Origin of the sequence: Pseudoalteromonas arctica A 37-1-2, from assembly GCF_000238395.3 — a bacterium.
Taxonomy (GTDB): Bacteria; Pseudomonadota; Gammaproteobacteria; order Enterobacterales; family Alteromonadaceae; genus Pseudoalteromonas; species Pseudoalteromonas arctica.
The window spans coordinates 170996-197433 of the sequence record NZ_CP011026.1; the positions used below are offsets into that span (position 1 = coordinate 170996).

A 26438-nucleotide genomic window follows, 5' to 3' on the forward strand; every position below is an offset into this window, starting at 1 on the left:
CTACTCTGCTAGTGGTAATGTAAATTTGGCTAAACGGTTTTGAGGAAATGCAGAAACATCTACAGGTTCACCGTTTAAAGTAATGTCTACAGCGTCATGCTTACCAAGCACAACTGAAAAAGGAGGCGTACCGCTTACGGTCATAATGTAGCCTGCTTTTTTAACGCCGAATGCTATTTTTTCGCCTTCGCCGTCGTAAATTTCAACCCAACTTTCGCCATTAAAGTTCATGACAATTGTACTGCTAGCATCGTCTTGACTTGCGCTGTTAGAAGCAATAGGAGCCGTTTCTTTAACTATTTCTGGGCTTGTTGATGTTTCACTAGACGTGCTTTGTGATTCTAATAATGATTCATCGTCAATTTCGGCTTGTTGCTGTTGCTCTGAAATACTGGGTTGAGCGGCTTGGCGCTCGCTCATTTTTGAGTTGGCAACGTTTATATTACTCGTTTGCTCTTCAATAGGTGTCGCGTTTTGCCAAAACCATAAAGCAGATGAGCCAATAACAATCGCTAAAATTAAATAGCTAAAAAACATTAAACGACTGTCGTTTGCTTCTTTTTCTGTACGGCGTGAAAAACTCTGCATATTAGCGGGTTTAGCCGGCTCTGGTGGGGCTGGCATCATTGCTAAAATAGGTGCGCTATCTACTTTTAATTCACGGCAATAGTTTTTTATATAGCCTTTAACAAAAGTAATAGGGCCGAGTAATGTAAATTCATCATTTTCAAGGCGTTTAATTTGAAGTTCAGACAGCTTTAACGGTGCAGCAATAGTCGCTATGCTAACGTTCGCTTGTTCTCTGTGATTTTTTAATATTTGGCCTACAGTTGGCTGTTCGCTCTGTGTTTGCGTATTTTCTTCATTCATAATGTGTATGAGTCTGGATCCACTAGTAAAAGTTTGTGCCCTGGTTTTAGTGCTATATCAGGACTTAATTTATTCCATCGCATTAATTCATCAATTAATACATGCCGCTGGGTAGCTATATCGTAAAGGGAATCACCAGCTTTAATTTCGTAATAAATATTTGGATCGTTTAGGTATATTTTACTTCCATTCATTACCCGATCCGACTCTTTTAGACCATTCCATTGCAGGAGCTTTTGTAGTTTAACATTGTATCGCACCGAAATGCTAAATAGGTTTTCGCCAACAGCAATTACGTGAAATGGCACGCGTAAAGGCGATACTTTAGGGTTAAGCATTGGGAGCTCTGTTTTTTGTACTGCTTCGTAACTTTTAAATTCAATATCTGCATCATTTTGATAGCTGCTATTTTCAAATACAGTTGTATTTTTAGTCGCTTCGTAGAATACCACGTCACTACTATTTTTTTGAGCGGTAACTGCAGGAACTGAATTACTATAGTTACTAGTTTGCTGCGAATTAAACTGGCCTGTTTTAGGTGCGCCAAACGAAATTATTGTAACTTCGTCATCGGCTTTAGCTGGTTGTTTTGTTGCTATAACTTCTTTTTGAGGTTCGTAAACGGACTTAGCTTTTTTAGGTGCAGCTACTACGGAATCTGCAGAGTCGTGCTCAGTAGTAAGTGCAAGCATAACAGCCGATGTATCGGTAGGGTTGCTTGGTGCGACGACTTTAGGAGCTTCTTCTTTTTGGGTTGTTACTTGTTTTGCTATTACGGTTGCTTCGTCGGCTTGCTTACTGACCGTGTTTTGTACCGCCTTAGCTTGCTTTTCTCTTACTATAACTGGATTTACATCTTGGTTATTTGCTATTGCGATCTTTTTATCTGTTTTTTGCTCGTCGTTTGTTACCAAGCTTGTTGAACCGTCTTGTGGTGAACGTTTCTTTCTGATTACTTTTATTTTTGGTTTTTTTGAACTAACGTGCGCGCCGCTTTCGTCATTTTTTAGTTCTTTTAACTGCGCTTTACGGTATTTTTCTCGCAGTATTTCAAACTCATTAAAACGTGTTCTTTTCTCTTTTAATGCATAGGCTTCGTTACTGCTAGAGTAAGTTTGTAAAATAGTGCTGGAAATTTTTTCAGCCTCTTCTATTCTGCCCATTCTGTTTTTTACAAGGTAGCTAAGCATTAATGCGCGAGAGGATACTCGACCTGTGCTTTCGTAGCGTTTTAAAAGTTCACTGGCTTTGTATAAGTCACTTTTTGCGTAATACAGCGCTGCTAAACTAATTAACGTAGATGTACGCTGAGAGCTGTGATTAAGTGCCTGTTGAAAGTAACTTTCTGCATTTTCAAAATCATCAAATTCAATAGCACACAAGGCTAAATTTTCGTAACTTTCGGCAACGCGAATATAACTTGGTACTTCAATGGCTTTTAAAAATTGATCAGTTGCACGATCGTATTCATCAATACCACATAAAAACACGCCGTAGTTATTAAGGGTATTAGGATCGTCAGGCTTTATTTCGAGTGCTTTTTGGTAGGCTTTATCAGCTAGCGGGTTTTCGCCTACTTGTTGATAGTAATAAGCAAGAGAGTAATGTACTTCAGGTAGGTCAGGAGCAAATGCAGCTGCACGTTCTAAATTGTATTTGGCTTGAGAGTTATTACCCGTTTTTAAATACTGTAGGGCTAAAGCAATTCGTGTTCGTGCTGCGCCAGTATTATTAATTTTATTTTCGACGACGGGTTTATTACTGCCGTTATAACTACTTTCGCTAACACAGCCACTTAAGGCAAGTGTTGATAGTGTTATAGCAAGTATAGATCGCATTACCTTATCTCTTTATTTTTAGTCCATGGCGCCTATCTTACCTAAAACCTTTATTCTTGCATCATTTATTTAAAAATAAACAACTTAACTGCCCTATATGACTTATTCACATAGGGCAGTTACAGATTATGCTTGGTGGATATTAACGCTAATTGCGTTATCGTCACGCATTTTCTTTTTAGCTAAACGTTTAGTACGGTCAACTACGTCACCGACTAACTGTCCGCAAGCGGCGTCAATATCGTCCCCGCGAGTACGACGAACAATACAGGTAACGCCTGCTGCTTGTAATACTTTTGAAAAACGGTCAATACGGCTATTGCTTGAACGCGTGTATTCATTACCCGGGAATGGGTTAAACGGAATAAGGTTGACCTTACAAGGTGTGCCTTTTAACGTTTGCACTAATGCATGCGCCTGATCGGTGCTGTCGTTAATACCGTTAAGCATCACGTATTCAACCGTTACATCTTTATTTGCTTTTGAGCCATCGATATAACGACGACACGAGGCTAAAAATTCTTCAATAGGGTACTTTTTATTAACTGGCACTAAAATGTCACGCAGTGCGTTATCTGGTGCGTGAAGTGATATAGCCAGTGCTACGTCAATTTTCTCTTTTAGTAAATCAAGTGCAGGTACAACGCCTGAAGTACTTAATGTTACGCGGCGCTTAGATAAACCAAAGCCCCAATCGTCCATCATTAGTTCCATTGCTGGCACTACGTTTTTAAGATTAAGTAAAGGCTCGCCCATACCCATCATTACAACGTTAGTTACTGGGCGCTTTTCGCTATGACCATCAAGGCCTATATCTTTAGCTACACGCCAAACTTGACCAATAATTTCAGATACTTTTAAGTTACGGTTAAAGCCTTGTTGAGCGGTAGAACAAAAAGTACACTCAAGAGCACAACCCACTTGTGATGATACACATAACGTAGCGCGCTCTTTTTCAGGGATCCAAACGGCTTCTACTTCTTGGCCGCCTTCCAGAATAAGTGCGTACTTAATAGTACCGTCGCTTGCTTGTTGGCGCACAGTGATTTCTGGCGCTACAATTTCGCACTCAGCTTTAAGTTTTTCTTTAAGCTTTTTGTTTACGTTGCTCATATCGTCGAAGTTATCTACGCCAAAATGATAAATCCATTTCATCACCTGGTCACTACGAAACGGCTTTTCACCGAACGATGCAAATAGCTCGCGCATTGCTTCTCGGTTTAAATCTAATAAGTTAATCTTTTTTTGCTCGGTCATGAAACAACCTCAATCGGTGACGGTGGAGATAAAATTTACGAGGACGAATTGTACACAATTCACTCACTTTAATCATTAAGTAAAACATCATGAGTTTCTGATTAATACTTTACGTAATGACTAAAAAAGGGCCCGAAAGCCCTTTTCAATATGTTAACGAATTCGAATTAACGAGTACGTGAACAAAGCTCTTCGTCAGCGAAGAAGTACGCGATTTCGCGAGCAGCAGATTCAACAGCGTCAGAACCGTGAACAGCATTTTCGTCGATGCTATCAGCGTAGTCTGCACGTAAAGTACCAGCTAGTGCTTCAGCAGGGTTAGTAGCACCCATGATTTCACGGTTTTTAAGAACAGCGTTTTCGCCTTCAAGAACTGTAACCATTACTGGACCAGATGTCATGAAAGATACTAAAGCACCGAAGAAAGGACGTTCGCTATGTTCAGCGTAGAAACCTTCAGCTTTCTCTTGTGAAAGGTGAACCATTTTAGCTGCAACGATTTTAAGGCCAGCAGATTCGAAACGGTTGTAGATAGCGCCAATGTGGTTTTTAGCAACTGCATCAGGTTTTACGATTGAAAAAGTACGTTCTAAAGCCATCTTTATGCTCCAATAATTTTAAGTAAAAGTGTGAATATTAACGGGCGCGAATTATACGCGTTTTAAGTGAAAAATCCTAATTTTATTAAAAACCAGTTTGGTTGCCGTTTTGTGATCTCGATCAAACGCAAATTATTGACCGCATTTATACTGCCGCGCTTCTGTTTACTTATTTGTTAATGACTAATCTGAATTCTGCTTGGGATAGATTTATTTTTCAGAGTTTAGGTTAACTACTTATGCAACTGGCTTGAACCCAGTTTGATGTATGGAGCGCACATGTCACCCGTTATTTCTTCAATGCCTTTTATTCCTGAATTACTATGCCCCGCAGGCAGTTTAAAAAACATGCGCTACGCTTTTGCTTATGGCGCAGATGCGGTTTATGCAGGGCAGCCTCGCTATAGTTTGCGTGTGCGCAATAATGAGTTTGACCTTGATACTTTGCAAGTAGGAATTAGTGAAGCGCATGCGCAAAATAAAAAGTTTTATGTGGTGTCTAATATTGCACCGCACAACGCTAAAGTTAAATCGTATTTACGTGATATAGAACCTGTTATTGCGATGCAGCCCGATGCGCTGATTATGTCAGACCCTGGTTTGATTATGCTTGTTCGTGAAAAGTGGCCTGCCATGCCGATCCACTTATCGGTACAAGCAAATGCGGTTAATTACGCGAGTGTACAATTTTGGGCAAAACAGGGGATTGAACGCGTTATTTTATCACGGGAGTTGTCGCTCGAAGAAATAACCGAAATACGCACACTCTGCCCAGACACCGAACTTGAAGTATTTGTACATGGCGCACTGTGTATGGCGTATTCGGGGCGTTGTTTGCTCTCTGGTTACATAAATAAGCGCGATCCAAATCAAGGCACATGTACTAATGCATGTCGCTGGGATTACGATGTAAAGCCTGGTGTTGAGAACGAAACTGGCGAAATGGTGCATAAAATTGACCCCAAACAGGTTATTCCTACACTGGGTGAAGGCGCGCCAAGTAACGATGTATTTATGCTAGAGGAACAAGGTCGCCCTGGTGAGTATATGCCTGCGTTTGAGGATGAACACGGCACGTATATTATGAACTCAAAAGATTTACGCGCAGTGCAATACGTAGAGCAGTTAACAAAAATGGGGGTACATAGTTTAAAAATAGAAGGGCGTACTAAGTCATTTTATTATGTAGCGCGCACAGCACAAGTTTATCGCAAAGCAATAGACGACGCAGCTGCGGGTAAACCATTTGATACTAACTTATTTAAAACGCTTGAGAATTTAGCGCATCGTGGTTATACCGAAGGCTTTTTAAAACGCCACGCTCATCAAGATTATCAAAACTATGAGTACGGTCATTCTGTATCAACTAAACAGCAATTTGTGGGTGAAGTACTTGGGCGCTGCGAAAATGGATTAGTTGAAATAGACGTTAAAAATAAATTTTGTACAGGCCACTCTTTAGAGCTTATGACACCACAAGGTAACTTTACTTTTAAGCTTGAATATATGGAAAACAAAAAGGGCGAAAGTATTAGCGGTGCTAAAGGCTCCGGTCACATTGTAAAAATACTGCTAGATGAAGACATTAACTTAGCGCATGCTATTTTAATGCGTAATCTTGAGGAACACCAAGATACTCGTAATCCATTTAAACAAGCTGTTTAGCTACAGCTGAATATAGTTTTTTTCAAAAAACTCGGGGTTATAAAAACCCCGAGTTTGCGACTTTATTTAAAATAATATTAATTATTTTTCAAGTTGCTTTAGCTTATCTCTTCGCTCTTTACGTTTTTGTTTTAATGTTTTGCTTGCATGTTTTTTAGGTTTTTCTTTACTCATTACAAATAACTCCAATTAAATATATAAAATTAATAGATAAAAATTGAAATAATTTACTCTATATTTCCTCCTTAATATTAATGGCTATTATTTCCCAATGGTGGGATTCCCCAGCTTCTTTATATTCAATAATATGATTTATTTTATGCCCTAAAAGAGCGACCCCAAGAGGAGAGTGAAATGATACGTCACTAATAAAGTGCCTTCGTTGGCTTGGAGGCACTAAAGTTATGCGGCGCTTAAAACCGGTGGTTATATTTTTAATGACCACCGTGCTATTAATTTGTACATGTGGATTGAATTTTGACCAAGGCCGCTGTGAATACTCGACTTCTTGTAGTAAATACGCAAGCTTCAGCGGTTGTAATAGTACCGCTGCGTCTGTGAAGTCATTTTTAGACAGGAAAGATTTTTTACGCTCGAACAGAAAAGAAAGCACGGACTAATCCCCACAAAAACTAAATCGAATTTAAATATATTAAGGTACAGTGTAACTGCCGAGTGTAAGGGTTACACTCGGCTTAAATTCCGAAGGTGGTATTTGTTTTTAGCAGGTATGTGATTAAAGTAAACATATTATCCTCTTTGTTTAAATCAATCATATTGAGTTTAAAAATAAAGTCAATTGAGTTTTAGGTTAAAAATATATTGTCGATATAATGACAGTTTAAAACTGTTTTTTATGTTTTTATAAATTCGTTATTTTTCACTGAAGTGTTGTTATTTCTGTGTGTTAGTTGCTCACTATGTGATTGAAGTTAATCGACTAAATTGTTAAGTGCTATTTATGAGATCTATAGTGCCACTTATGCCTGTTTATAATATTTATAGATTAAATATACTGGTGTTGTTGTTTATTAAAGTGTAATTGTGTGGCTAGTATTTTATTATGTGAAGCCTAAGCTGCTTATTTTATAGAGTAGAAGCTAGGTATCGGGTAACGCTCTTGTAGTGGCTACGTGTTTTACAGCTGAACCTTTATGTAATAGTTACTCCATTCAACAATGTTAAATAACCACTTTTTATTCGGGTTTATCAAAGTAAATTATAAAGGGTCTCATTTATATGTGGATAATTTTTGCATTACTCGCCACTGTTTTTTTTGGTGCGCGAGGAATAATGTACCAATGGACGTCGCAAAAAAAGATTAATCGTAATCTATTATTATTCGGTGTTTTTTTTGTAGGGTTCATAATTAGCGCGCTAGGTACTGTAATATTTGAACACACATGGTACGGCTGGGCTGACATTACTGTTGGACTCGCTTTAGGTTTTGGATCTTTTGCGGCTAATGGGTTTTTGCACAAAGGGTTTTCGGTTGGGAAAGCGTCTTTAATTAGCATCCTGTCGGGGTTAACGCCTTTATTTGTGCTTTTATTTGCCTTTTTATTATGGCAAGAAACCTTAACTGTTATTCAATTAATCGGCTTTTTTATTATTTTTGGCGGTCTTTATATTATTCGCTATTCCAGCGATATCTCATTAAGTAATTTACAAGGTGCGCAATGGGGATTACTCGCGGCACTGTCCTTTGCGTTTAATGATTTAATGGGTAAGCAATCAACGCTTCTTGAGGCGGATACGTTTGCAACTTTAACGTCTATGTTTGGTTTTGGTAGCTTTCTTTTTGCCGTTAGTTGGTTAGTAAAGCGTAAAAAAATGCTAGCAGAGCAAGGCTCTTCTCAAGCGTATTGGTCTGCCGGTAAAACATTTTCGTGCGGGTTACTGATTGGTTTAACAAATGTAGCTGGCATGGTTGCAATAATATCGGCTTTTGCTATTGGTAATACAGGGTTAGTTTCAGCGATTTCAGGTATGAATATTTTAATTATTTTGTTGTACTCACGCATCATTCTAAAAGAGTCTTTTACACGGCAAGAAGTTATAGGATTAACAACGGCATTTTTAGGTGTAATTGTACTAAGGCTTAGTTTTTAAAAGATGAATTAGCTTAATTACTTTGCTGTGAAAAGCCTACACTGCTACATTTTAGTGAAGTGTTGCAGTGTATGCTCTATAAGTAATCGCACTCGATAAGGGATTTGTTTTCTGTCGCGATAAAGCATAGAAAATGGCTGCCCTTTGCTTTGCCAATCAGGAAGAATGTGTTTAAGCTTTCCGGCTTTAATAAGTGGTAATGCTATATAATCAGGGATGTAGCTAATACCCACACCAGACTCAACTGCTTGTTTCATCATTTGAATTTCATCAACTTCTAATCGAACATGTGTGTTTGGATTAAAACAGTATTCTTCGCCCGTTTGCTGATTTTTTAATTGCCACGGTACCAACCCAACGCACGTAACTTTTGGTTGCTTTTCTAATTGCTCAGGATGAGTGATGGATTGATAATCATGATTTAGGTGAGCACATAATATATTATGGGTAAGCTTTAGTTCTCTAATAACCCAATTATCAATGGCAGGGTTTCTTACTCTAAATGCTATATCAATCCCTTCTTTTTCAAGATCAATAAGGTTATTTGAAAAGCGTAAATCTAGTTGAATATCGGGGTATTGCAGTAAAAAATCACAAAAAATAGCACTTAAAAAGTGTTTACCCATGTAAATGGGGGCACAGATCCTAATTTTCCCTTTAGGTTGGTCTTTCTCATCACAAAGTGCTTGCTCTATACACTCTACTTCATCGAACAGTTTACGATAGCGATCGTAATATAACTCGCCAGTATGCGTAAGTGTAACTCGATGGGCATCTCGATTTAGTAACGTTAATTGAAGTGCTTGCTCTAATAAACGTATTCTACGGCTTAAAGTTGATAGTGACATATCAAGGCTTATTGATGCTTTTTTAAAGCTACCTAATTTTACTATGGTGCAAAAGTAACGTAAATCATCGAGAGAATAACTAGCTGCCATCAGAACTACTTTATTGTTTAGGATGTAGACAATATTAACAGCGACGCTTTAAAATTTCATTAGAGATTAAGGGGGGAGGGAAGAACTGAAATTAGGCAACCAAATTTTATGTGATTTTAATTTAATAACTCTCAATAAGAGCACTGGTAAATAATGTAACTCAATCTGATCAGCTAAATGAATTAAAAGTAGTTTGAAGTTGTGCTTGTTAGAGTCATTGAAATAGATTTAGAAATGTTAATTAGAAATAAAGTTGCCGCTGCCTTTTTAGAGGTATAAATAAAACGATACTTTTAAAAATTAAAACCTCGGCACAAGTAAAGTAAGCAGCGAGGCTTTATAAATAGCTCAATACTATTAAACTTAATACAATTAACGACCCGTTAAATGCTTATTCATGGCGTACGTGTTATCAAGCTGTTGCTCTATTAAACTAATCGTTTGTTTATTTACGTCTAATGCTTTAGCTGTGTCTTTAAAGTTTAAAATAATCTCTGCTATTTCAGATATTATAACTTGTACTTGTTTCCAGTTTGCATAACCTGCTGCAGAGGCCAGCTTTTGAATCGCTTTTAGTGGCGGGTTTTTTTCAAATCCAGCAAACGAAGTAGCATGCTCATTAAAAGGGTGAGGACTAAAAGTTACATCATAAAAAGGCGCTAAATCCCACTCACCAGAATCTTCTTGTAAAAAAGCCCAGTTTTTACTGTGGTCATCTTGGTTACAGCTAAATAAATTAAACATAGCCCGACGAAATTGTAATTGCCCTGCAGCAGGTGATTTGCATAAAACACGGCTCGCTTTAATTAAATCCTCATAATCTAATGTAGGTGTGCGAAAATCAGCATCTAGCAAGCCACATGCACTATGCATATGTTTGCAGCCCATTTTATCACCCATTAATTTAAACCTATCGAATCGTTTTAAGGCAAGCCATTGCTTTGCACCGGTCCCTTCTGGGGCGGGTACCAGTAACCTCTGAGGAGGGTTTAATCCCGCTTGTTCAGCTAAATTCAAATACACAGCTTCACATAACCCTTCCTCATGTCCTAAAGCGAGGTTTTTGGATGTGAATTTGATTAACCAAGCATCATCACCTGTTTTAGGTTTTGTTCTACATTCTTGTATATTATTGTCAGGAAAATAAATTTGGGCTTTAGGGCGTGCACCGCCGGAGCTACCAGCAGCCACTAACGCAGAAAGTACTTCTTCTGTTTGTCCGTCAAATATTGCTTGGGCTTGTTGACCCAATGTAGCAAGACCAGCTTCATCGTTATTTGTGCCATCATAATGAGTTTCAGGTGTAAACGATAATGCTCCCATAGCCGAATGGCCAACAAAAGATAAGCGGTCCATTGCGGTAACAAAGTTAGGCATTATATTATTTTGTCTGAATACACGGTCCTGTAGTAGTAGCCCCCACCCATCAGGTAAACAATCAGAAAAGACCCCATGCAATCCATTATGTGGGCTTTTGGGTGCTAACTGAACATCTCTATTGAAGGCGAGTGAGAATGGCGAAAGATTACCATATGTGTCTAAATAGCTTTGAGCGAATTGAAAGTAAACACCTTGTCTATTTTGAGCAAGTACACCCACCATTAACTCTGTTGAGTCTGACAGTGTACGTTTTACTTCTAGCTTTTCTATGGGTTTAAAGGCCATTGTTTAATACCTGAGCAATAGACGTTGGCGCATTATTACCTTGAGTTGGCGCTTTTGTTAATTCATATAAACGAGTCAAATCGTCGAGAGATTGCCATAAAAGCAATAGCTGCCTAAATGAAATAAGCCCTGTAACCTCAAACTTTTTTATTGTAGAAGCAGGTACTGTGCTTTTTTTAGCTAACGCCTCGCGTGACATTTTTGCTTTTTTGCGACGTTCTTTTAGGTGCTCAGCAAAAGCTAGCTGCACATCACCTTCGCTTAATAATAAATAATTAATAATAGAGCCTCCAAAAAGACACTTGTGTATCCAAAGTCTATTTTAAATAGGGTTAATGGGTACTATAGTGTCTATTTTGTTGCGAGTAAAGCGTTTGAGATGTGTTAATGCCAAGCAAAGTAGATACTGGCTAATCTCATTCAGGCTCCCTATACAATAGAGTGTAAATCAAATTAAAAGCGTAAAAAATTAAAACGCATTTTAGTGTTTTTTACTTTTCATAATAAAGTGCCTTTTAGGGATCATTAAGCTGCATTTAAGGCCTTAAAGTGACTTATAGGTCACTTTAACTGGCGACGGTTATACCCAAAAGTTTTGTATTTTTTTTACTTAATTTACTTTCTTAGCTTGTGTATTTGTCTTAAAAGCAAAGCGCCCAATTCCTGCGCGCTTTTTTAGTGTCGTCATTTTTATAATGCCAAAAATCATATTATAATATCTTAAAGTCTGTTGCAGTAAATGTAGGCTTAAATTAGGCTCTTGCTATGAACTCTTATGATGATATTTTTGAAACGGTATTAGCGTTAAATGAGCCTAATAGCAACGTAGCTGATAGTGATTATAACCTCAACTTAAAAGAGGTTAATTCGGCTCACTACCTCAGTATTTCAACTAATGAAAAGCGAGTTCTATTAGAAAAGCTTGGCATTTTGATTTAGTAAAATCAGACAATAAAATCGCATTGTTAAAACATGATACCCAAAATGTTCATTTAATCGCTGTAACAAATACCAAAATAACTAAAAAGTCAGGCTTAAAAGTTACAAAATGTATTATGACGCGCTTTGATTCGGTATATACCCCTAGAGATGTAGCTGATCATGTAATGTCAAACACATACTCGCGAGCACGGAGGTGTTAATTACAGATCTCCATAAAGGAGGTAGCGATGGGCGTTTTTGGAGCTCAAGAATTAGCACCGCATTCAAATTAGGATGCTTTGTGTACTTTTTAGATTATGAAAAAAAAGAAATTTTGCATGCTACTGACCCAAAACATTTCAATGCTTATATTCACTCAATGGAAATTAAATACTCAGACCCCCAGAAACTTAGGGTAATTATAGCTGATAGGTTAATTGATAATATTGAAAGTGACGCATTCTATGCTAAATTGCGTTATTACTTTTAAATTATTATGCACTTACAGATTTTTAAGCATCTATGTGGGTCTTTTCCTCTAACTTTGCTGGTCGACATGCAAATTAGTTAAATAAACTCTAATCTAGTTTAATACGAAAATGAGGCTAACTTGCTAAGTTAGTTAGCGGAGCAATTTTACAGGTAGCAATTATGGAAAGCCTTTTAGTCAATTTAAGAAAATACCGCCCTAGAGAAAATAATGATCCACTAGAAAACTTTTTAACAGAAGCGTTTGCTTGGCTGTTAAGAAGTAACCGAGAAGTTTTACAAGCAGTACTGGAGTGTATAAATAACAAACTGCAACCACCAATTAATGTGCCCGATGGTGATGTTTTTATTTCAACGCAGGAAAATTTTAATAATAAATTCCCTGATCTAGTCATTAGTTGGCATGATTGCACGCTTGTATTTGAGCACAAGGTTAATTCTCCATTGCATTTAAATCAACTTCAAAACTATCGAGAATATGCACTCAAAACTTATGACAACCACAAAATAATATTAATAACCGCTACTTCTTTTCAGCACGCTCAAAAGCCTGATGCCGCATTATGTTGGGAGGAAATTTATAAATGCTTAATAGTTTTGGCTGATAAAATAAATGATGAGCACGCGAGTTGGGCAATCGAAGATTTCTTATCATTACTAAAATCAGAGGGATTAGGGCCAAAAACGCCAATGAATCGCTTCTCAATTGCTAATTATTTAGAGGCCGTGAAGTTTAGTGAACAAGTTGACTCTATCTTCAAAGAGGCTCAAAAACTAGTATGGCCGCTACAAAGCATAGGAATGGAGCCTGTATTTAAGCGCCAAGGAACTGAGTCAAGAGTTGGGCTAGAATTTTGCCCTACGATTAAAGATAAAGGCAGGCAATGGCTTCCTGGAATATTTTGTGGTGTGTTACTCGATGGTGCGGATCACGGGGTTAAAAACTTTACAAACAATGAACTAAAATTATGTTTAGTTTTTGACTTTAATCGAACAGGCCAAGAAACGATTAAACATTCAGAGAATTATAAAAAATTTAAAGAGGGACTTAAATCGTTTGTTAATGATTGGGAGTATATAGATACGGCTGTAGAGCCAAACGCAAAACACAATAAATGGCACCCAATTATTATTTTAAAGCCAATACTCCCTCTGTTTGAGAGTACCAATACTCACCAAGAACAAGTAAATATAGTGCTTGGGGTGTTTAGCGAATTACAGAAAAACCTTATTGAGAGACCCGAATTTATAAAATTAGTAGAAGAGCTTACAGTGACAAAATCAAGTGTTACTAAGTAGGATTTAACAACCCCATTTTGCAACATGTAAAGTTAGCAAAAGGTAAAGAAGCAGGTTATTCATTAAGCTAAAATAACCTAGCTTTCTAAATAAATGACATGCGGGAAATTTTATTACTAAAAGCCGAAGATCTTCCTCTTCTTTATTATAATACCCATATTATTTCCCTTAATAATAGCTAAAATCGACATCTGAGATGTACTAAAGTACTAGTATTTTAAATTTATATTAGAGGTTTATTTGATATGTATTAATTTAATTAGATATTTGAATTGATTGATATTAATAACACATTATGAAAATTAGATAATTTTGTCCTAGCTGGTAAGACTAATAAAAATGAAACCTTTTCGATACCTAACTCTTTTAGAATATATACCTATCAGCCCTTTAAGTATTTCAGTCAAACAGCTACAAGATGATTTATCACAGCGAGGTGTTGAATTATCAACCCGCATGCTCCAGCGTGACCTGCAATCACTTTACGATCAAGGTTGTTTTGGTCTTGAAAAAGATATGCGAAGTAAACCTTATGGTTGGTCTATCAATGCGCAGTGGCGAGGTGGTAACGCGAAAAGAATGAGCAGCGAAGTAGCGGAGCATTATTTGTTGTTGGAGCAGTTACTACCGCAATCGATACCAAATGAGACTAAACAGTCCGTACATATTAAAGCTGAGCAGGCGCTTAAACGTTTTAATGGTCATGTGCCTAATTGGCTTTCAACTCTGCCTAAGCCTTCTTTAAAAGTGAATATTGATAATCAGTTAGTTGAGCTAATTGAGCATGCAATTAAGCACAACCGTGCTGTGAGTGCCGAGCTTTTTAGAGTACTTTACGATGAGGCACATTGGCTTAAGTTTGCTGAATTGAGTTTTTATAATTTAGTTGAACAAGGTGGCGTTTTAATGGCGCAGTTTATGGTGGGGTCGCTTCACGATAAATGCTATCAAATGCCGGTTTATCGCATTCGTAATGTACATGTACTACAAAAAAATCGTAGAGAACCGAGTGCTGAACAACTAAAAACGTTGCGCAGTGCTATTAATAAAGGCATGAACCAAGAGTGTATTGAGCTTATTGTAAAAGCTCCCAAACACTCTGCTGTTAATCAAGGATTTATTGAGCTTGGTGAGCTGACTGACAAGCAAAGTATTGATGAAAAAAACGTATTACTTACCTACCAAACTATTGATACCGAGCAATTAACCGATGAGTTGCTTAAATGTGCACATTGGCTTGAAGTGATTAAGCCGGAAAAGCTGAGACAAAGAATTATTTCTAAGCTTAAAGCGGCCACTACAAACTATCTTTAATTGATTTCAAACTTAGGTGCGTCAAAAGTTGACGCACCTATTTGTTATGCTCCTTTAAAAGTTAAGGAGTAGTTATGTTCCAATTAATTCAGCAAAATGATGGTTTATCAATCGGTGTATTTGGTATTGGTGGGTGCGGCTGTAATACGCTTAACAGTATTTTTGAGCAACGCGAGTCTGAACAGGCGCACTTGTACAGTGTTAATACCGACAAAGTGGTGCTTAAGCATACGCAAAGTGATGAAGCTGTGCTTATAGGTGCTGAGCTAACTCATGGTTATGGTGCCGGCGCCGACCCTAAAGTTGGTTTACAGGCTGCGGAAGAGAGTAAAGATCAGCTTTTAACGTTAATTAATGGCTGCGATATAATACTCTGTGCAACAGGATTGGGTGGTGGTACTGGGACTGGCGCAAGTCCGTATATTGCTCAACTTGCTAGTGAGCAAGGTAAACCCATTATATTTGTTGCTACATTGCCATTTAGTAGTGAAGGGCAATTTAGGAGTAATATAGCGCAAGCAGGTTTAAATGAGCTTAAAGAGCATGCTAATGCTGTTATTACTCTCCCAAACGATCAACTGATTGAAGTGCTAGGTAATGATATTGGTTTATTTGACGCCTTTAAGCATAGCAACCAAATACTTCATTCACTGATAAAATCATTAATAGACATGCTTTGTTTTCAAGGTTTGATCAACGTTGATTTAAATGATTTTGCCAAAATTATGGACTGCCAAGGCGATGCGGTATTAGGTGTTGGTAAATGCAATGAAGAAAGTGAGCTTACTACTGCGCTCAATGGGGCACTTAATAACCCGTTAGTTAACCAGGTCGATATGTCATCAAGTACGGGGGTAATTATACAAGTAAATTGCAAAGATGAGATTTCTTTAGGAAGTTATAATCTAATTACAGATACTGTGCGCCAGCAGGTAAGTCCTAATGCTTTGGTTATTTGTGGTGTTTCAAAAATTGAAAACTTAGCAACCAATTATGAGCTATTAGTTATTGCTACGGGCGCGAGTTCAAAAATGGTCGTTGATAAAACTCAAAGTGATTCAAGTCCTGACATCGCGACTAGTAAACCAAAGCCATCTGATATTTTTGATATCCCTGCTTTTATAAGAAATCAATCTGCACCACCTAGTAAAAGCGCTTTATAGGGTTTGCAAGCAAAGACAGCGGTATATAGCTATGTGTAAGCACAACTACAGGACGATTTAGATAGAAATTTATTAGCTTTGTTATAACCTATATAAATAAAGGCTTTGCGGATATTTATATTGATTAAGATCAACAAAGCCACAGAGAAAAATAGGCATAATTCGTGGCTGCAATTTACACCTAAAAATAAAATGGTGTGTTACGAATGTGTGCTACGATTTAAAGAAAAATAAAGGTTTATTATTGAACTGGACTTGTATCAAAAGTAGTCAAAAAACATTTAGTTTAACTCTATCTTTTTGTTTTATAATGATATTAATTGAAAAGGCTAAAAAGTGGCTCTACTCATAAATAGTAAATGCATTAACTGCGATATGTGTGACCCAGAGTGCCCTAATGAGGCTATTTATATGGGCGCGAAGATATACCAAATAGATGCTAATAAATGTACTGAGTGTGTAGGGCATTATGATAAACCTACTTGTGTAAGTGTATGTCCAATTGACTGTATAAAGCCCGATCCTAATAAGCGTGAAAGTTTAGATGAGCTGGCTGATAAGTTTGTGCTGCTAACGAACTTATAACTTGTTCAGGTATTTTGCTAAGCCGCTTTTTACTATTGGCTAAAAATTATCTACATTACTTATTTAGCTTGTAGTTAAAGTCCGCTGTCATACATTTTTAGTTTCAATCAAATCTTATTACCTTCATTAATTATCAATTATATTGTGTTACCTTAAGGCTTTATAAACTCAAGTATTAATCTAAGTTTTAGATTGCATTCTATAGGAGTCTATTTTGCATATAGGTATTAATGCTATTCAGGCTGTATCTTCAAAGCAAGCCATATTTATTAATGATGAGTTCCGAGTATTTGTAATTGGCGATCTTGATGGTGATTTACCTGCCTTAAAAAGCGCACTTAATAACGTAAATTTTAACCCTGAAAGAGATACTTTGTTTTGCCTAGGCGATTTTGTTGATCGCGGGGATAAAACATATGACTTATTTACATACTTACAAGCCATTAGGGCATGTATGATATTAGGTAATCATGAGCATTTAATGTTGGAATCACTATTAAGTAATGATGAAGCGGCTTTTAAATTATGGACTGACAATGGTGGCAATTGGCACAAGTCGGTATCGAGTGAAAAGCTCAATGTTATGTGCGATGAGTTATTAACTAAGCCTCTTTCAATAGTACTTGAATATCGCGGCTATAAAATTGGGTTGTCTCATACATTTGCCCAATCGTGGGATTGGGAAAATTACCCTGATGATAAATCGGTGATTGTGCAATCTCTATTGTGGGATCGCGAAGTAGTTAAACAAAATAAGGTAGTTAAAAGTCATGGAGTCGACTTTTCAATACATGGACATAACTCAACTAAAGCACCTTTTTGGGTGGGTAATAGTTATCATATAGATACCAATTATTATGGTGGAAAGCCGACATTACTCGAGCTTTCAGAGGTTATTGCTATATTTGAAAAGTCATCTGATCTTTAGGGTTTTCTACTTTTTAAATATTATTCGGCAGCTTTGCTTTTTAAAATGTAAGCTGCTGACTACCACACCTAATTATCCCCTTTGTTTTTTCTATACACTCTATGATTTATGCACCGTAATTATTTTATTAAGCTATTAAATACAACAAAGCCGCTCTTAGTTTATTAATTGAGAGCGGCTTTGATGTGTGGGCTGGGTTTTAACTTTCATTTAATAGGTATAAATACAGTTAAAAGAGACGTTTATTTAATTTAATATTGTTGGTTAACAAACGGTTAAGTTTGGCTGTGTAGAATTGGGAACAATTTTTGCCATTACGTGAATAATTTGCGTAAAAGGACTAACTTCTCGCTTTAGTTTTATGAGCAGATTTAAATGGAACAGCCTCTCACATGATAGTAGCAAGTATATACCCTTTCCCTTTTTCAACGTTTTGTAAGTCATCATTTTATGTATCAATTTTTTCTGCTTTGGGTTCTACGTGTGCTTTTGCAGCGCAAGAAAACGAAAACTCGCAGCACACAAAAGATATGGAAGTAATAGAGGTACGTGGCATCCGTTCAAGTATGGCCGAAAACTTAGATGTAAAACACATGTCTGGCTCAGTGGTTGATGCAATTACAGCGGAAGACATTGGGAAGTTCCCTGATAAAAACGTTGCGGACTCTCTTCAGCGTGTACCTGGTGTGGTAATTGAGCGTGACGGCGGAGAAGGTTCATCAGTCAGTATTCGTGGTTTGTCGTCGGCGCTAACTTTTACACAGCTTAATGGTAATTTTATTGCGTCTTCTCCGGGAGAGCCTTCGCGTTCGTTTGATTATGCTTTGTTACCGTCTTCGATGATTGAAAGTGTAGAGGTTTATAAATCGCCAGAGGCACGCTTAGATGAAGGAGGGGTTGGTGGTACTGTATTAATGCATAGCCGAAAGCCTTTGAGTATGGATGCAAACTCAGGTGTATTTAATGTAGAGAGTACTTACGCTGATGTTACAAAAGAGTACGAACCGCAGTTTACGGGTTTGTATTCATGGAAAAATGACGACGAAAACGTTGGTGTATTAGTTGGCTATACGTATCAGGAGCGAACAAACAGAACACTTTCGGGCGGAACTGATGCAAATATATGGCGCTATACTGGTACTGGGCAACCTACAGATATAAACGGTAACGCAGTTGATAACAATAATGGGTGGGATGCTATTAATGATGCAAACGGTAACAGTTACGATGGCGTTTGGTTTCCACAAGTTGTGCGAGGTTCAGTCCTTAACGAAAAACGTGAGCGCGAAGGAATTCAATTTAGTACGCAGTGGCGACCAACAAATCGTTTAGAGCTTGGATTTAATTACTTTGGCTTTACACTCGGCCAAGACAGAACAGAATCTGTGATTGATATACCAGAGTGGTCTTTAAATTCTGATTTTTTAACGGATGTAAACCTTGATGAGTCGGGCGCTATTGTTACAGGTATGCAATACGATGCAATGGCAAGCGATATTGAAAGTGATATGCAGTTTCCGTGGATGCGCGGCAGTTATGTACGTGAAGAATCCACCTCCAATACCTTTGATTTTAATTTAACTTATGAAGGCGATAATTTTAAAGCGCGTTTTGTCGTGGGTAATACAAAATCAGAAGGAGGACCAGAAGAAAGTTGGGAAGCTGCATATAAAAGTTCAAACGCGGGCGAAAACGCCATTGCTATTCAAAATGCTGCTCAAACGGCTGGCTGGTCACTCAATCAAAATAATGTATCACTTAATATTGACCCAAATACACTAGCTAACTTGCAAAGTGGAATTGGAGGCGGTCGTGATTCGGGCTCTTCAAACTCAAGTTTTGTACGCAGTGAGTTAGAAGAAGATTATTACCAAGCTGATGTGGATCTTTATGTTGATTGGGGCTTTTTAAAAACAATTAGAACCGGTGTCAAATATCGTAACTCCACGCTTCATCGTGAAACTGGCAATACCTTCTTTTTAGATCCTAATTTTGATATTGCTGCGGGCGAAGCAAGCGAGCAAGGTATTACGCGTTTTGACAGCTACCAATGGAATGGTGGAATGCCATTAGCTCAAAATGTATTTACTAGTGAGAGTAATATAGTAGGGGGTTTTGATATAAACCAAATGCCAAGTATCGACTGGGATAAATATCGCGATATGGTTACTACTAGCTATGTACCTTATACACGTATTGAAGATAACTTTGTTTACGACATTGAAGAAAAAATATCTGTTTTTTATATTCAAGGCGATTTTGAGTTTAGTGAAGTAAGAGGTAATTTGGGCGTGCGTGTTGTGCAAACAAAAATATTTACTTCATCTACCGACTTATATACCTACCAATTAGATCACACAAATGACAAAACAGGCGAGCCAGTAACTGGTGACGCACGCTTTGTAGAAGACTATCAATTAGTCACTCAGCAAAACGAAGACACTCAAATACTACCAAGCTTTAATATAGCGTGGGATGCAACTGACGATTTAGTTATTCGTGGGGCAATAGCAAAAGTAATGTCTCGTCCTGATTACAGCGATTTAGGTGCGCAGCAGCGTATTACGTTTGTATCGGATGAATGGGCAAATGATAGAGCTGCATTTAATGAACAGCCAGGTTTTAGCGGCAGTGGTGGTAATAAAAACTTGAAGCCATTTGAATCGGTGCAGGCTGACTTATCTATTGAGTATTATTATGCAAAGGGTTCTGCGGTTGGATTGGCACTTTTTCATAAGAAAGTAGATAACTTTGTTGTGCCACTGGTAATTGATGTAGAGCAAAACTTTGCCGGTAAAAATAATATAGTAGATGCAGGAACCATTAATATAGCTCCGTACAGTACTGTAGGTAATGGTACCGATGCAGTATCTAAAGGCGCGGAAGTATTTATCCAGCATGCGTTTGATAATGGCTTTGGTTTTTATGCAAACTACACCTATAACAAAACCAATAAAGCAGATGTAACAGTAAATGATAAAGAGTTTGGTCAATCGGCATTAATAGGCAGTGCAAAGTATCAGTACAACACCTCTGTTTATTATGAAGGTGACGCTTTTAATGTGCGCGCTTCATATAACAAACGAGGGGAGACAGTATTAGGCATTAATAGTGGGTTAAATGTATATCAAGATCCATACGAACAGGTTGATGTTAATGCATCGGTTAATTTGTATGAAGGGCTAAGCTTAACAGCTGCTGTTATTAATTTAACTAAGTCGGAATCGGTAACGCGTTTAGGTGATGATACAGATGCACGATTACTTAACTCAAGCTATTCAGGACGACGCTATTACGCAGGCTTTAATTATAGTTTTTAATTAACGGCATACGTAATACTTTATTAAACGCCAACTAAAAAATGTAGTTGGCTTAGCCTAACAGCACCTAATATTGTAGTTTTATCTATGCAGATAGTTTAACTGCTCATATGTTGGTTGTTTAATAGGCAGAAAAAGCTCTGCAGCCCTTTATTTGTATAGCTTTCATACTAAATTCATTTAATTGTCAAAAAGCTGAAATAAAACATTGACCCCCGCTCGAATCTCCCTATAATGCGACCCCACTGAGACGGGAAACGCCAACGCATAGCGAGGCACGAACTACTCAGAGAGTTAAATAAAACTTCGGTTTTAAATCTTCCAAAAGAAAGTTTAAAACTAAGTGTTGACTCGAAAAATAAAGGGTGTATTATTCGCATCCCTTGAGACGCTAAAGCGACTCAAAACGTTCTTTAACAATATAAAGCAATCATCTGTGTGGGCACTCGTACAGATTGAGTTCTAACAGCCAACCTACTTAGGTAGCGAGGCAAACAAATTAGAGTCTCAATTGAAAGCTGAGTGACCAACAGAATAGTTATTTAGGTAATTATTCGGCACAGTCAATTCAATATCGAAAGATATTAAAATAAATTCAGAATTCATTGAGCTGTCGAAAGACATAAAACTTTTTAATTGAAGAGTTTGATCATGGCTCAGATTGAACGCTGGCGGCAGGCCTAACACATGCAAGTCGAGCGGTAACAGAAAGTAGCTTGCTACTTTGCTGACGAGCGGCGGACGGGTGAGTAATGCTTGGGAACATGCCTTGAGGTGGGGGACAACAGTTGGAAACGACTGCTAATACCGCATAATGTCTACGGACCAAAGGGGGCTTCGGCTCTCGCCTTTAGATTGGCCCAAGTGGGATTAGCTAGTTGGTGAGGTAATGGCTCACCAAGGCGACGATCCCTAGCTGGTTTGAGAGGATGATCAGCCACACTGGGACTGAGACACGGCCCAGACTCCTACGGGAGGCAGCAGTGGGGAATATTGCACAATGGGCGCAAGCCTGATGCAGCCATGCCGCGTGTGTGAAGAAGGCCTTCGGGTTGTAAAGCACTTTCAGTCAGGAGGAAAGGTTAGTAGTTAATACCTGCTAGCTGTGACGTTACTGACAGAAGAAGCACCGGCTAACTCCGTGCCAGCAGCCGCGGTAATACGGAGGGTGCGAGCGTTAATCGGAATTACTGGGCGTAAAGCGTACGCAGGCGGTTTGTTAAGCGAGATGTGAAAGCCCCGGGCTCAACCTGGGAACTGCATTTCGAACTGGCAAACTAGAGTGTGATAGAGGGTGGTAGAATTTCAGGTGTAGCGGTGAAATGCGTAGAGATCTGAAGGAATACCGATGGCGAAGGCAGCCACCTGGGTCAACACTGACGCTCATGTACGAAAGCGTGGGGAGCAAACGGGATTAGATACCCCGGTAGTCCACGCCGTAAACGATGTCTACTAGAAGCTCGGAGCCTCGGTTCTGTTTTTCAAAGCTAACGCATTAAGTAGACCGCCTGGGGAGTACGGCCGCAAGGTTAAAACTCAAATGAATTGACGGGGGCCCGCACAAGCGGTGGAGCATGTGGTTTAATTCGATGCAACGCGAAGAACCTTACCTACACTTGACATACAGAGAACTTACCAGAGATGGTTTGGTGCCTTCGGGAACTCTGATACAGGTGCTGCATGGCTGTCGTCAGCTCGTGTTGTGAGATGTTGGGTTAAGTCCCGCAACGAGCGCAACCCCTATCCTTAGTTGCTAGCAGGTAATGCTGAGAACTCTAAGGAGACTGCCGGTGATAAACCGGAGGAAGGTGGGGACGACGTCAAGTCATCATGGCCCTTACGTGTAGGGCTACACACGTGCTACAATGGCGCATACAGAGTGCTGCGAACTCGCGAGAGTAAGCGAATCACTTAAAGTGCGTCGTAGTCCGGATTGGAGTCTGCAACTCGACTCCATGAAGTCGGAATCGCTAGTAATCGCGTATCAGAATGACGCGGTGAATACGTTCCCGGGCCTTGTACACACCGCCCGTCACACCATGGGAGTGGGTTGCTCCAGAAGTAGATAGTCTAACCCTCGGGAGGACGTTTACCACGGAGTGATTCATGACTGGGGTGAAGTCGTAACAAGGTAGCCCTAGGGGAACCTGGGGCTGGATCACCTCCTTATACGATTTAGAACTTATTTGTTCGTAGTGTCCACACAGATGATTGTTAATTAGTGCGTGTCCTTCGGGATAACTAATTAATATGCTCTTTAAAAATTTGGAAAAGCTGATAATAAAATTCTGATAGATACATTGTATTTATCAAGAGTTTTCAAAAGTAAAAAAAGAATGGTAGCAGTACCATTCAGTGCCATTTAGTTAACTCTTAGGAGTTGATTGATTGGTATCTACTTTAGTATTCAATATTGACTTCTGGCGAAGTTAAACTGTCACAAAACAAAGACCCGTTTGGGTTGTATGGTTAAGTGACTAAGCGTACACGGTGGATGCCTTGGCAGTTGGAGGCGATGAAGGACGTATTAACTTGCGATAAGCTTAGTCAAGCTAGTAAAAAGCGCTTGAGACTAAGATTTCCGAATGGGGAAACCCACCTGCTTGCAGGTATCGTTAACTGAATACATAGGTTAACGAGGCGAACGCGGAGAACTGAAACATCTAAGTACCCGTAGGAAAAGAAATCAACCGAGATTCCGAAAGTAGCGGCGAGCGAAATCGGAACAGCCCTTAAGCTTATTATGTGTTAATGGAAGGCTGCTGGAAAGCGCCACGATACAGGGTGATAGTCCCGTACATGAAAAGACATTTTAAGTGAAATCGAGTAGGTCGGAGCACGTGAAACTTTGACTGAATATAGGTGGACCATCATCTAAGGCTAAATACTCCCAACTGACCGATAGTGAACCAGTACCGTGAGGGAAAGGCGAAAAGAACCCCTGTGAGGGGAGTGAAATAGAACCTGAAACCGTGTACGTACAAGCAGTAGGAGCCCACTTGTTGGGTGACTGCGTACCTTTTGTATAATGGGTCAGCGACTTATATTTTGTAGCGAGGTTAACCGAATAGGGTAGCCGTAGGGAAACCGAGTCTTAACTGGGCGAATAGTTGCAAGGTATAGACCCGAAACCCGGTGATCTAGCCATGGGCAGGTTGAAGGTTGAGTAACATCAACTGGAGGACCGAACCCACTAACGTTGAAAAGTTAGGGGATGACCTGTGGCTAGGAGTGAAAGGCTAATCAAACCGGGAGATAGCTGGTTCTCCCCGAAATCTATTTAGGTAGAGCCTCGGACGAATACTTACGGGGGTAGAGCACTGTTAAGGCTAGGGGGTCATCCCGACTTACCAACCCTTTGCAAACTCCGAATACCGTAAAGTAATATCCGGGAGACACACGGCGGGTGCTAACGTCCGTCGTGAAGAGGGAAACAACCCAGACCGCCAGCTAAGGTCCCAAAGTCATAGTTAAGTGGGAAACGATGTGGAAAGGCCCAGACAGCCAGGAGGTTGGCTTAGAAGCAGCCATCCTTTAAAGAAAGCGTAATAGCTCACTGGTCGAGTCGGTCTGCGCGGAAGATGTAACGGGGCTAAACTATGCACCGAAGCTGCGGATTCAGAATTTATTCTGAGTGGTAGGGGAGCGTTCTGTAAGCCGTTGAAGGTGTACCGGGAGGTATGCTGGAGGTATCAGAAGTGCGAATGCTGACATGAGTAACGATAATGGGAGTGAAAAACTCCCACGCCGGAAGACCAAGGGTTCCTATCCCATGTTAATCAGGGTAGGGTAAGTCGACCCCTAAGGCGAGGCCGAAAGGCGTAGTCGATGGGAAACAGATTAATATTTCTGTACTCGATATAATTGCGATGGGGGGACGGAGCAGGCTAAGCAAGCATAGCGTTGGTAGTCTATGTGAAAGTGAGTAGGGCGTTTGTTTAGGTAAATCCGGACAAACATTAAACCTGAGACACGAGACGAGTCACTACGGTGATGAAGTTGCTGATGCCATACTTCCAGGAAAAGCCTCTAAGCTTCAGATTATATGGAATCGTACCCCAAACCGACACAGGTGGTCAGGTAGAGAATACTAAGGCGCTTGAGAGAACTCGGGTGAAGGAACTAGGCAAAATCGTACCGTAACTTCGGGAGAAGGTACGCTCCTATCTGTGATGAGACTTGCTCTCTAAGCGGACGGGAGCCGCAGTGACCAGGTGGCTGGGACTGTTTATTAAAAACACAGCACTGTGCAAAATCGCAAGATGACGTATACGGTGTGACACCTGCCCGGTGCCGGAAGGTTAATTGATGGGGTTATCCTTAGGGAGAAGCTCTTGATCGAAGCCCCGGTAAACGGCGGCCGTAACTATAACGGTCCTAAGGTAGCGAAATTCCTTGTCGGGTAAGTTCCGACCTGCACGAATGGTGTAACCATGGCCACGCTGTCTCCACCCGAGACTCAGTGAAATTGAAATCGCAGTGAAGATGCTGTGTACCCGCGGCTAGACGGAAAGACCCCGTGAACCTTTACTACAGCTTGGCACTGAACATTGAACCTACATGTGTAGGATAGGTGGGAGACTTTGAAGCAGCGACGCTAGTTGTTGTGGAGTCAACCTTGAAATACCACCCTTGTAGTTTTGATGTTCTAACGTTGGCCCCTGAATCGGGGTTACGGACAGTGCCTGGTGGGTAGTTTGACTGGGGCGGTCTCCTCCTAAAGAGTAACGGAGGAGCACGAAGGTTGGCTAAGTACGGTCGGACATCGTACGGTTAGTGTAATGGTAGAAGCCAGCTTAACTGCGAGACAGACACGTCGAGCAGGTACGAAAGTAGGTCATAGTGATCCGGTGGTTCTGAATGGAAGGGCCATCGCTCAACGGATAAAAGGTACTCCGGGGATAACAGGCTGATACCGCCCAAGAGTTCATATCGACGGCGGTGTTTGGCACCTCGATGTCGGCTCATCACATCCTGGGGCTGAAGTCGGTCCCAAGGGTATGGCTGTTCGCCATTTAAAGTGGTACGCGAGCTGGGTTTAGAACGTCGTGAGACAGTTCGGTCCCTATCTGCCGTGGGCGTTTGAGAATTGAGAGGGGTTGCTCCTAGTACGAGAGGACCGGAGTGAACGAACCGCTGGTGTTCGGGTTGTCATGCCAATGGCATTGCCCGGTAGCTACGTTCGGAACTGATAAGCGCTGAAAGCATCTAAGCGCGAAGCAGGCCTCGAGATGAGTTCTCACTAGACTTTTAAAGTCTCTGAAGGGCCGTTGAAGACTACAACGTTGATAGGCAAGATGTGGAAGTGGTGTGAGCCATTAAGCTAACTTGTACTAATTACCCGTGAGGCTTAACCATACAACGCCAAACGCGTTTTATGTGATAGTGAAACAAGCGAAGAAGTTAATATGACTAAAGTAGATATTACTTAAGAAAGACTTAAAAAATATTATCAGATATTTTCCAAATTCAAGA

17 protein-coding genes and 2 rRNA genes are annotated in these 26438 nt (G+C 39.7%); 11 read left to right on the forward strand and 8 right to left on the reverse strand.

Annotated features, from left to right (window positions below):
- The 4 genes from PARC_RS18220 to ndk all read right to left on the reverse strand — a co-directional run bounded on the left by PARC_RS18220 (position 1) and on the right by ndk (position 4564).
- On the reverse strand, positions 1–870 hold the full coding sequence (locus tag PARC_RS18220) for a RodZ domain-containing protein (RefSeq protein WP_007583424.1): 870 nt from the start codon (positions 868–870) through the stop codon (positions 1–3).
- Positions 867–2708: a type IV pilus biogenesis/stability protein PilW gene (pilW, locus tag PARC_RS18225; protein WP_010554969.1), complete on the reverse strand. Its 1842-nt coding sequence runs from the start codon at positions 2706–2708 to the stop codon at positions 867–869. Before pilW ends, PARC_RS18220 begins: the two co-directional genes overlap by 4 nt.
- Before the next feature lie 126 nt (positions 2709–2834).
- On the reverse strand, positions 2835–3965 hold the full coding sequence (gene rlmN, locus PARC_RS18230) for a dual-specificity RNA methyltransferase RlmN (RefSeq protein WP_007583420.1): 1131 nt from the start codon (positions 3963–3965) through the stop codon (positions 2835–2837).
- 167 nt (positions 3966–4132) lie between these two features.
- Positions 4133–4564, reverse strand: coding sequence for a nucleoside-diphosphate kinase (ndk, locus tag PARC_RS18235; protein WP_007377442.1), 432 nt, complete (start codon positions 4562–4564; stop codon positions 4133–4135).
- Positions 4565–4843: 279 nt separating this feature from the next.
- Between ndk and trhP the strand changes: the two genes are divergently transcribed.
- Positions 4844–6229, forward strand: a complete 1386-nt coding sequence (trhP, locus tag PARC_RS18240; protein ID WP_010554968.1) for a prephenate-dependent tRNA uridine(34) hydroxylase TrhP — start codon at positions 4844–4846, stop codon at positions 6227–6229.
- Between the two features lie 232 nt (positions 6230–6461).
- Here the strand turns inward: trhP and PARC_RS18245 are convergent, their stop codons facing one another.
- Entirely contained in the window at positions 6462–6842 is a 381-nt protein-coding gene (locus PARC_RS18245; RefSeq protein WP_010554967.1) for a GreA/GreB family elongation factor, read from the reverse strand.
- A 626-nt stretch (positions 6843–7468) separates the two neighbouring features.
- Between PARC_RS18245 and PARC_RS18250 the strand changes: the two genes are divergently transcribed.
- Positions 7469–8341: an EamA family transporter gene (locus tag PARC_RS18250; protein WP_010554966.1), complete on the forward strand. Its 873-nt coding sequence runs from the start codon at positions 7469–7471 to the stop codon at positions 8339–8341.
- 44 nt (positions 8342–8385) lie between these two features.
- Here the strand turns inward: PARC_RS18250 and PARC_RS18255 are convergent, their stop codons facing one another.
- The 3 genes from PARC_RS18255 to PARC_RS18265 form a co-directional block, all read right to left on the reverse strand.
- On the reverse strand, positions 8386–9279 hold the full coding sequence (locus tag PARC_RS18255; protein WP_010554965.1) for a LysR family transcriptional regulator: 894 nt from the start codon (positions 9277–9279) through the stop codon (positions 8386–8388).
- Between the two features lie 372 nt (positions 9280–9651).
- Complete coding sequence (locus PARC_RS18260; protein WP_010554964.1) at positions 9652–10944, reverse strand: type II toxin-antitoxin system HipA family toxin; 1293 nt, start codon at positions 10942–10944, stop codon at positions 9652–9654.
- Entirely contained in the window at positions 10934–11224 is a 291-nt protein-coding gene (locus tag PARC_RS18265; protein ID WP_024604372.1) for a helix-turn-helix domain-containing protein, read from the reverse strand. The genes PARC_RS18260 and PARC_RS18265 overlap by 11 nt, the downstream gene beginning before the upstream one ends.
- A 485-nt stretch (positions 11225–11709) precedes the next feature.
- Here PARC_RS18265 and PARC_RS21575 point away from each other — a divergent pair, with 485 nt between their 5' ends.
- The 9 genes from PARC_RS21575 (at position 11710) to PARC_RS18310 (ending at position 26321) form a co-directional block, all read left to right on the forward strand.
- Entirely contained in the window at positions 11710–11883 is a 174-nt protein-coding gene (locus PARC_RS21575; protein WP_158000957.1) for a hypothetical protein, read from the forward strand.
- 633 nt (positions 11884–12516) lie between these two features.
- Positions 12517–13653 (forward strand): PD-(D/E)XK nuclease family protein, encoded by a 1137-nt coding sequence (locus PARC_RS18275; RefSeq protein WP_010554961.1) that lies wholly within the window; start codon positions 12517–12519, stop codon positions 13651–13653.
- 339 nt (positions 13654–13992) lie between these two features.
- Positions 13993–14967, forward strand: a complete 975-nt coding sequence (locus tag PARC_RS18280; protein ID WP_010554960.1) for a WYL domain-containing protein — start codon at positions 13993–13995, stop codon at positions 14965–14967.
- A gap of 74 nt (positions 14968–15041) precedes the next feature.
- A complete protein-coding gene (locus tag PARC_RS18285) occupies positions 15042–16130 on the forward strand; it encodes a cell division protein FtsZ (protein WP_010554959.1) in 1089 nt (362 codons plus the stop codon).
- 336 nt (positions 16131–16466) lie between these two features.
- Positions 16467–16715: a YfhL family 4Fe-4S dicluster ferredoxin gene (locus tag PARC_RS18290; protein WP_010554958.1), complete on the forward strand. Its 249-nt coding sequence runs from the start codon at positions 16467–16469 to the stop codon at positions 16713–16715.
- Positions 16716–16929: 214 nt separating this feature from the next.
- Positions 16930–17643, forward strand: coding sequence for a metallophosphoesterase (locus tag PARC_RS18295; RefSeq protein ID WP_010554957.1), 714 nt, complete (start codon positions 16930–16932; stop codon positions 17641–17643).
- A 392-nt stretch (positions 17644–18035) separates the two neighbouring features.
- Positions 18036–20963: a TonB-dependent receptor gene (locus tag PARC_RS18300; RefSeq protein ID WP_010554956.1), complete on the forward strand. Its 2928-nt coding sequence runs from the start codon at positions 18036–18038 to the stop codon at positions 20961–20963.
- 633 nt (positions 20964–21596) lie between these two features.
- Positions 21597–23132: ribosomal RNA gene (locus tag PARC_RS18305) — 16S ribosomal RNA — on the forward strand.
- Positions 23133–23430: 298 nt separating this feature from the next.
- Positions 23431–26321, forward strand: a 23S ribosomal RNA gene (locus PARC_RS18310).
- Together the 16S and 23S rRNA genes form the textbook arrangement of a ribosomal RNA operon.
- Positions 26322–26438 lie beyond the last annotated feature (117 nt).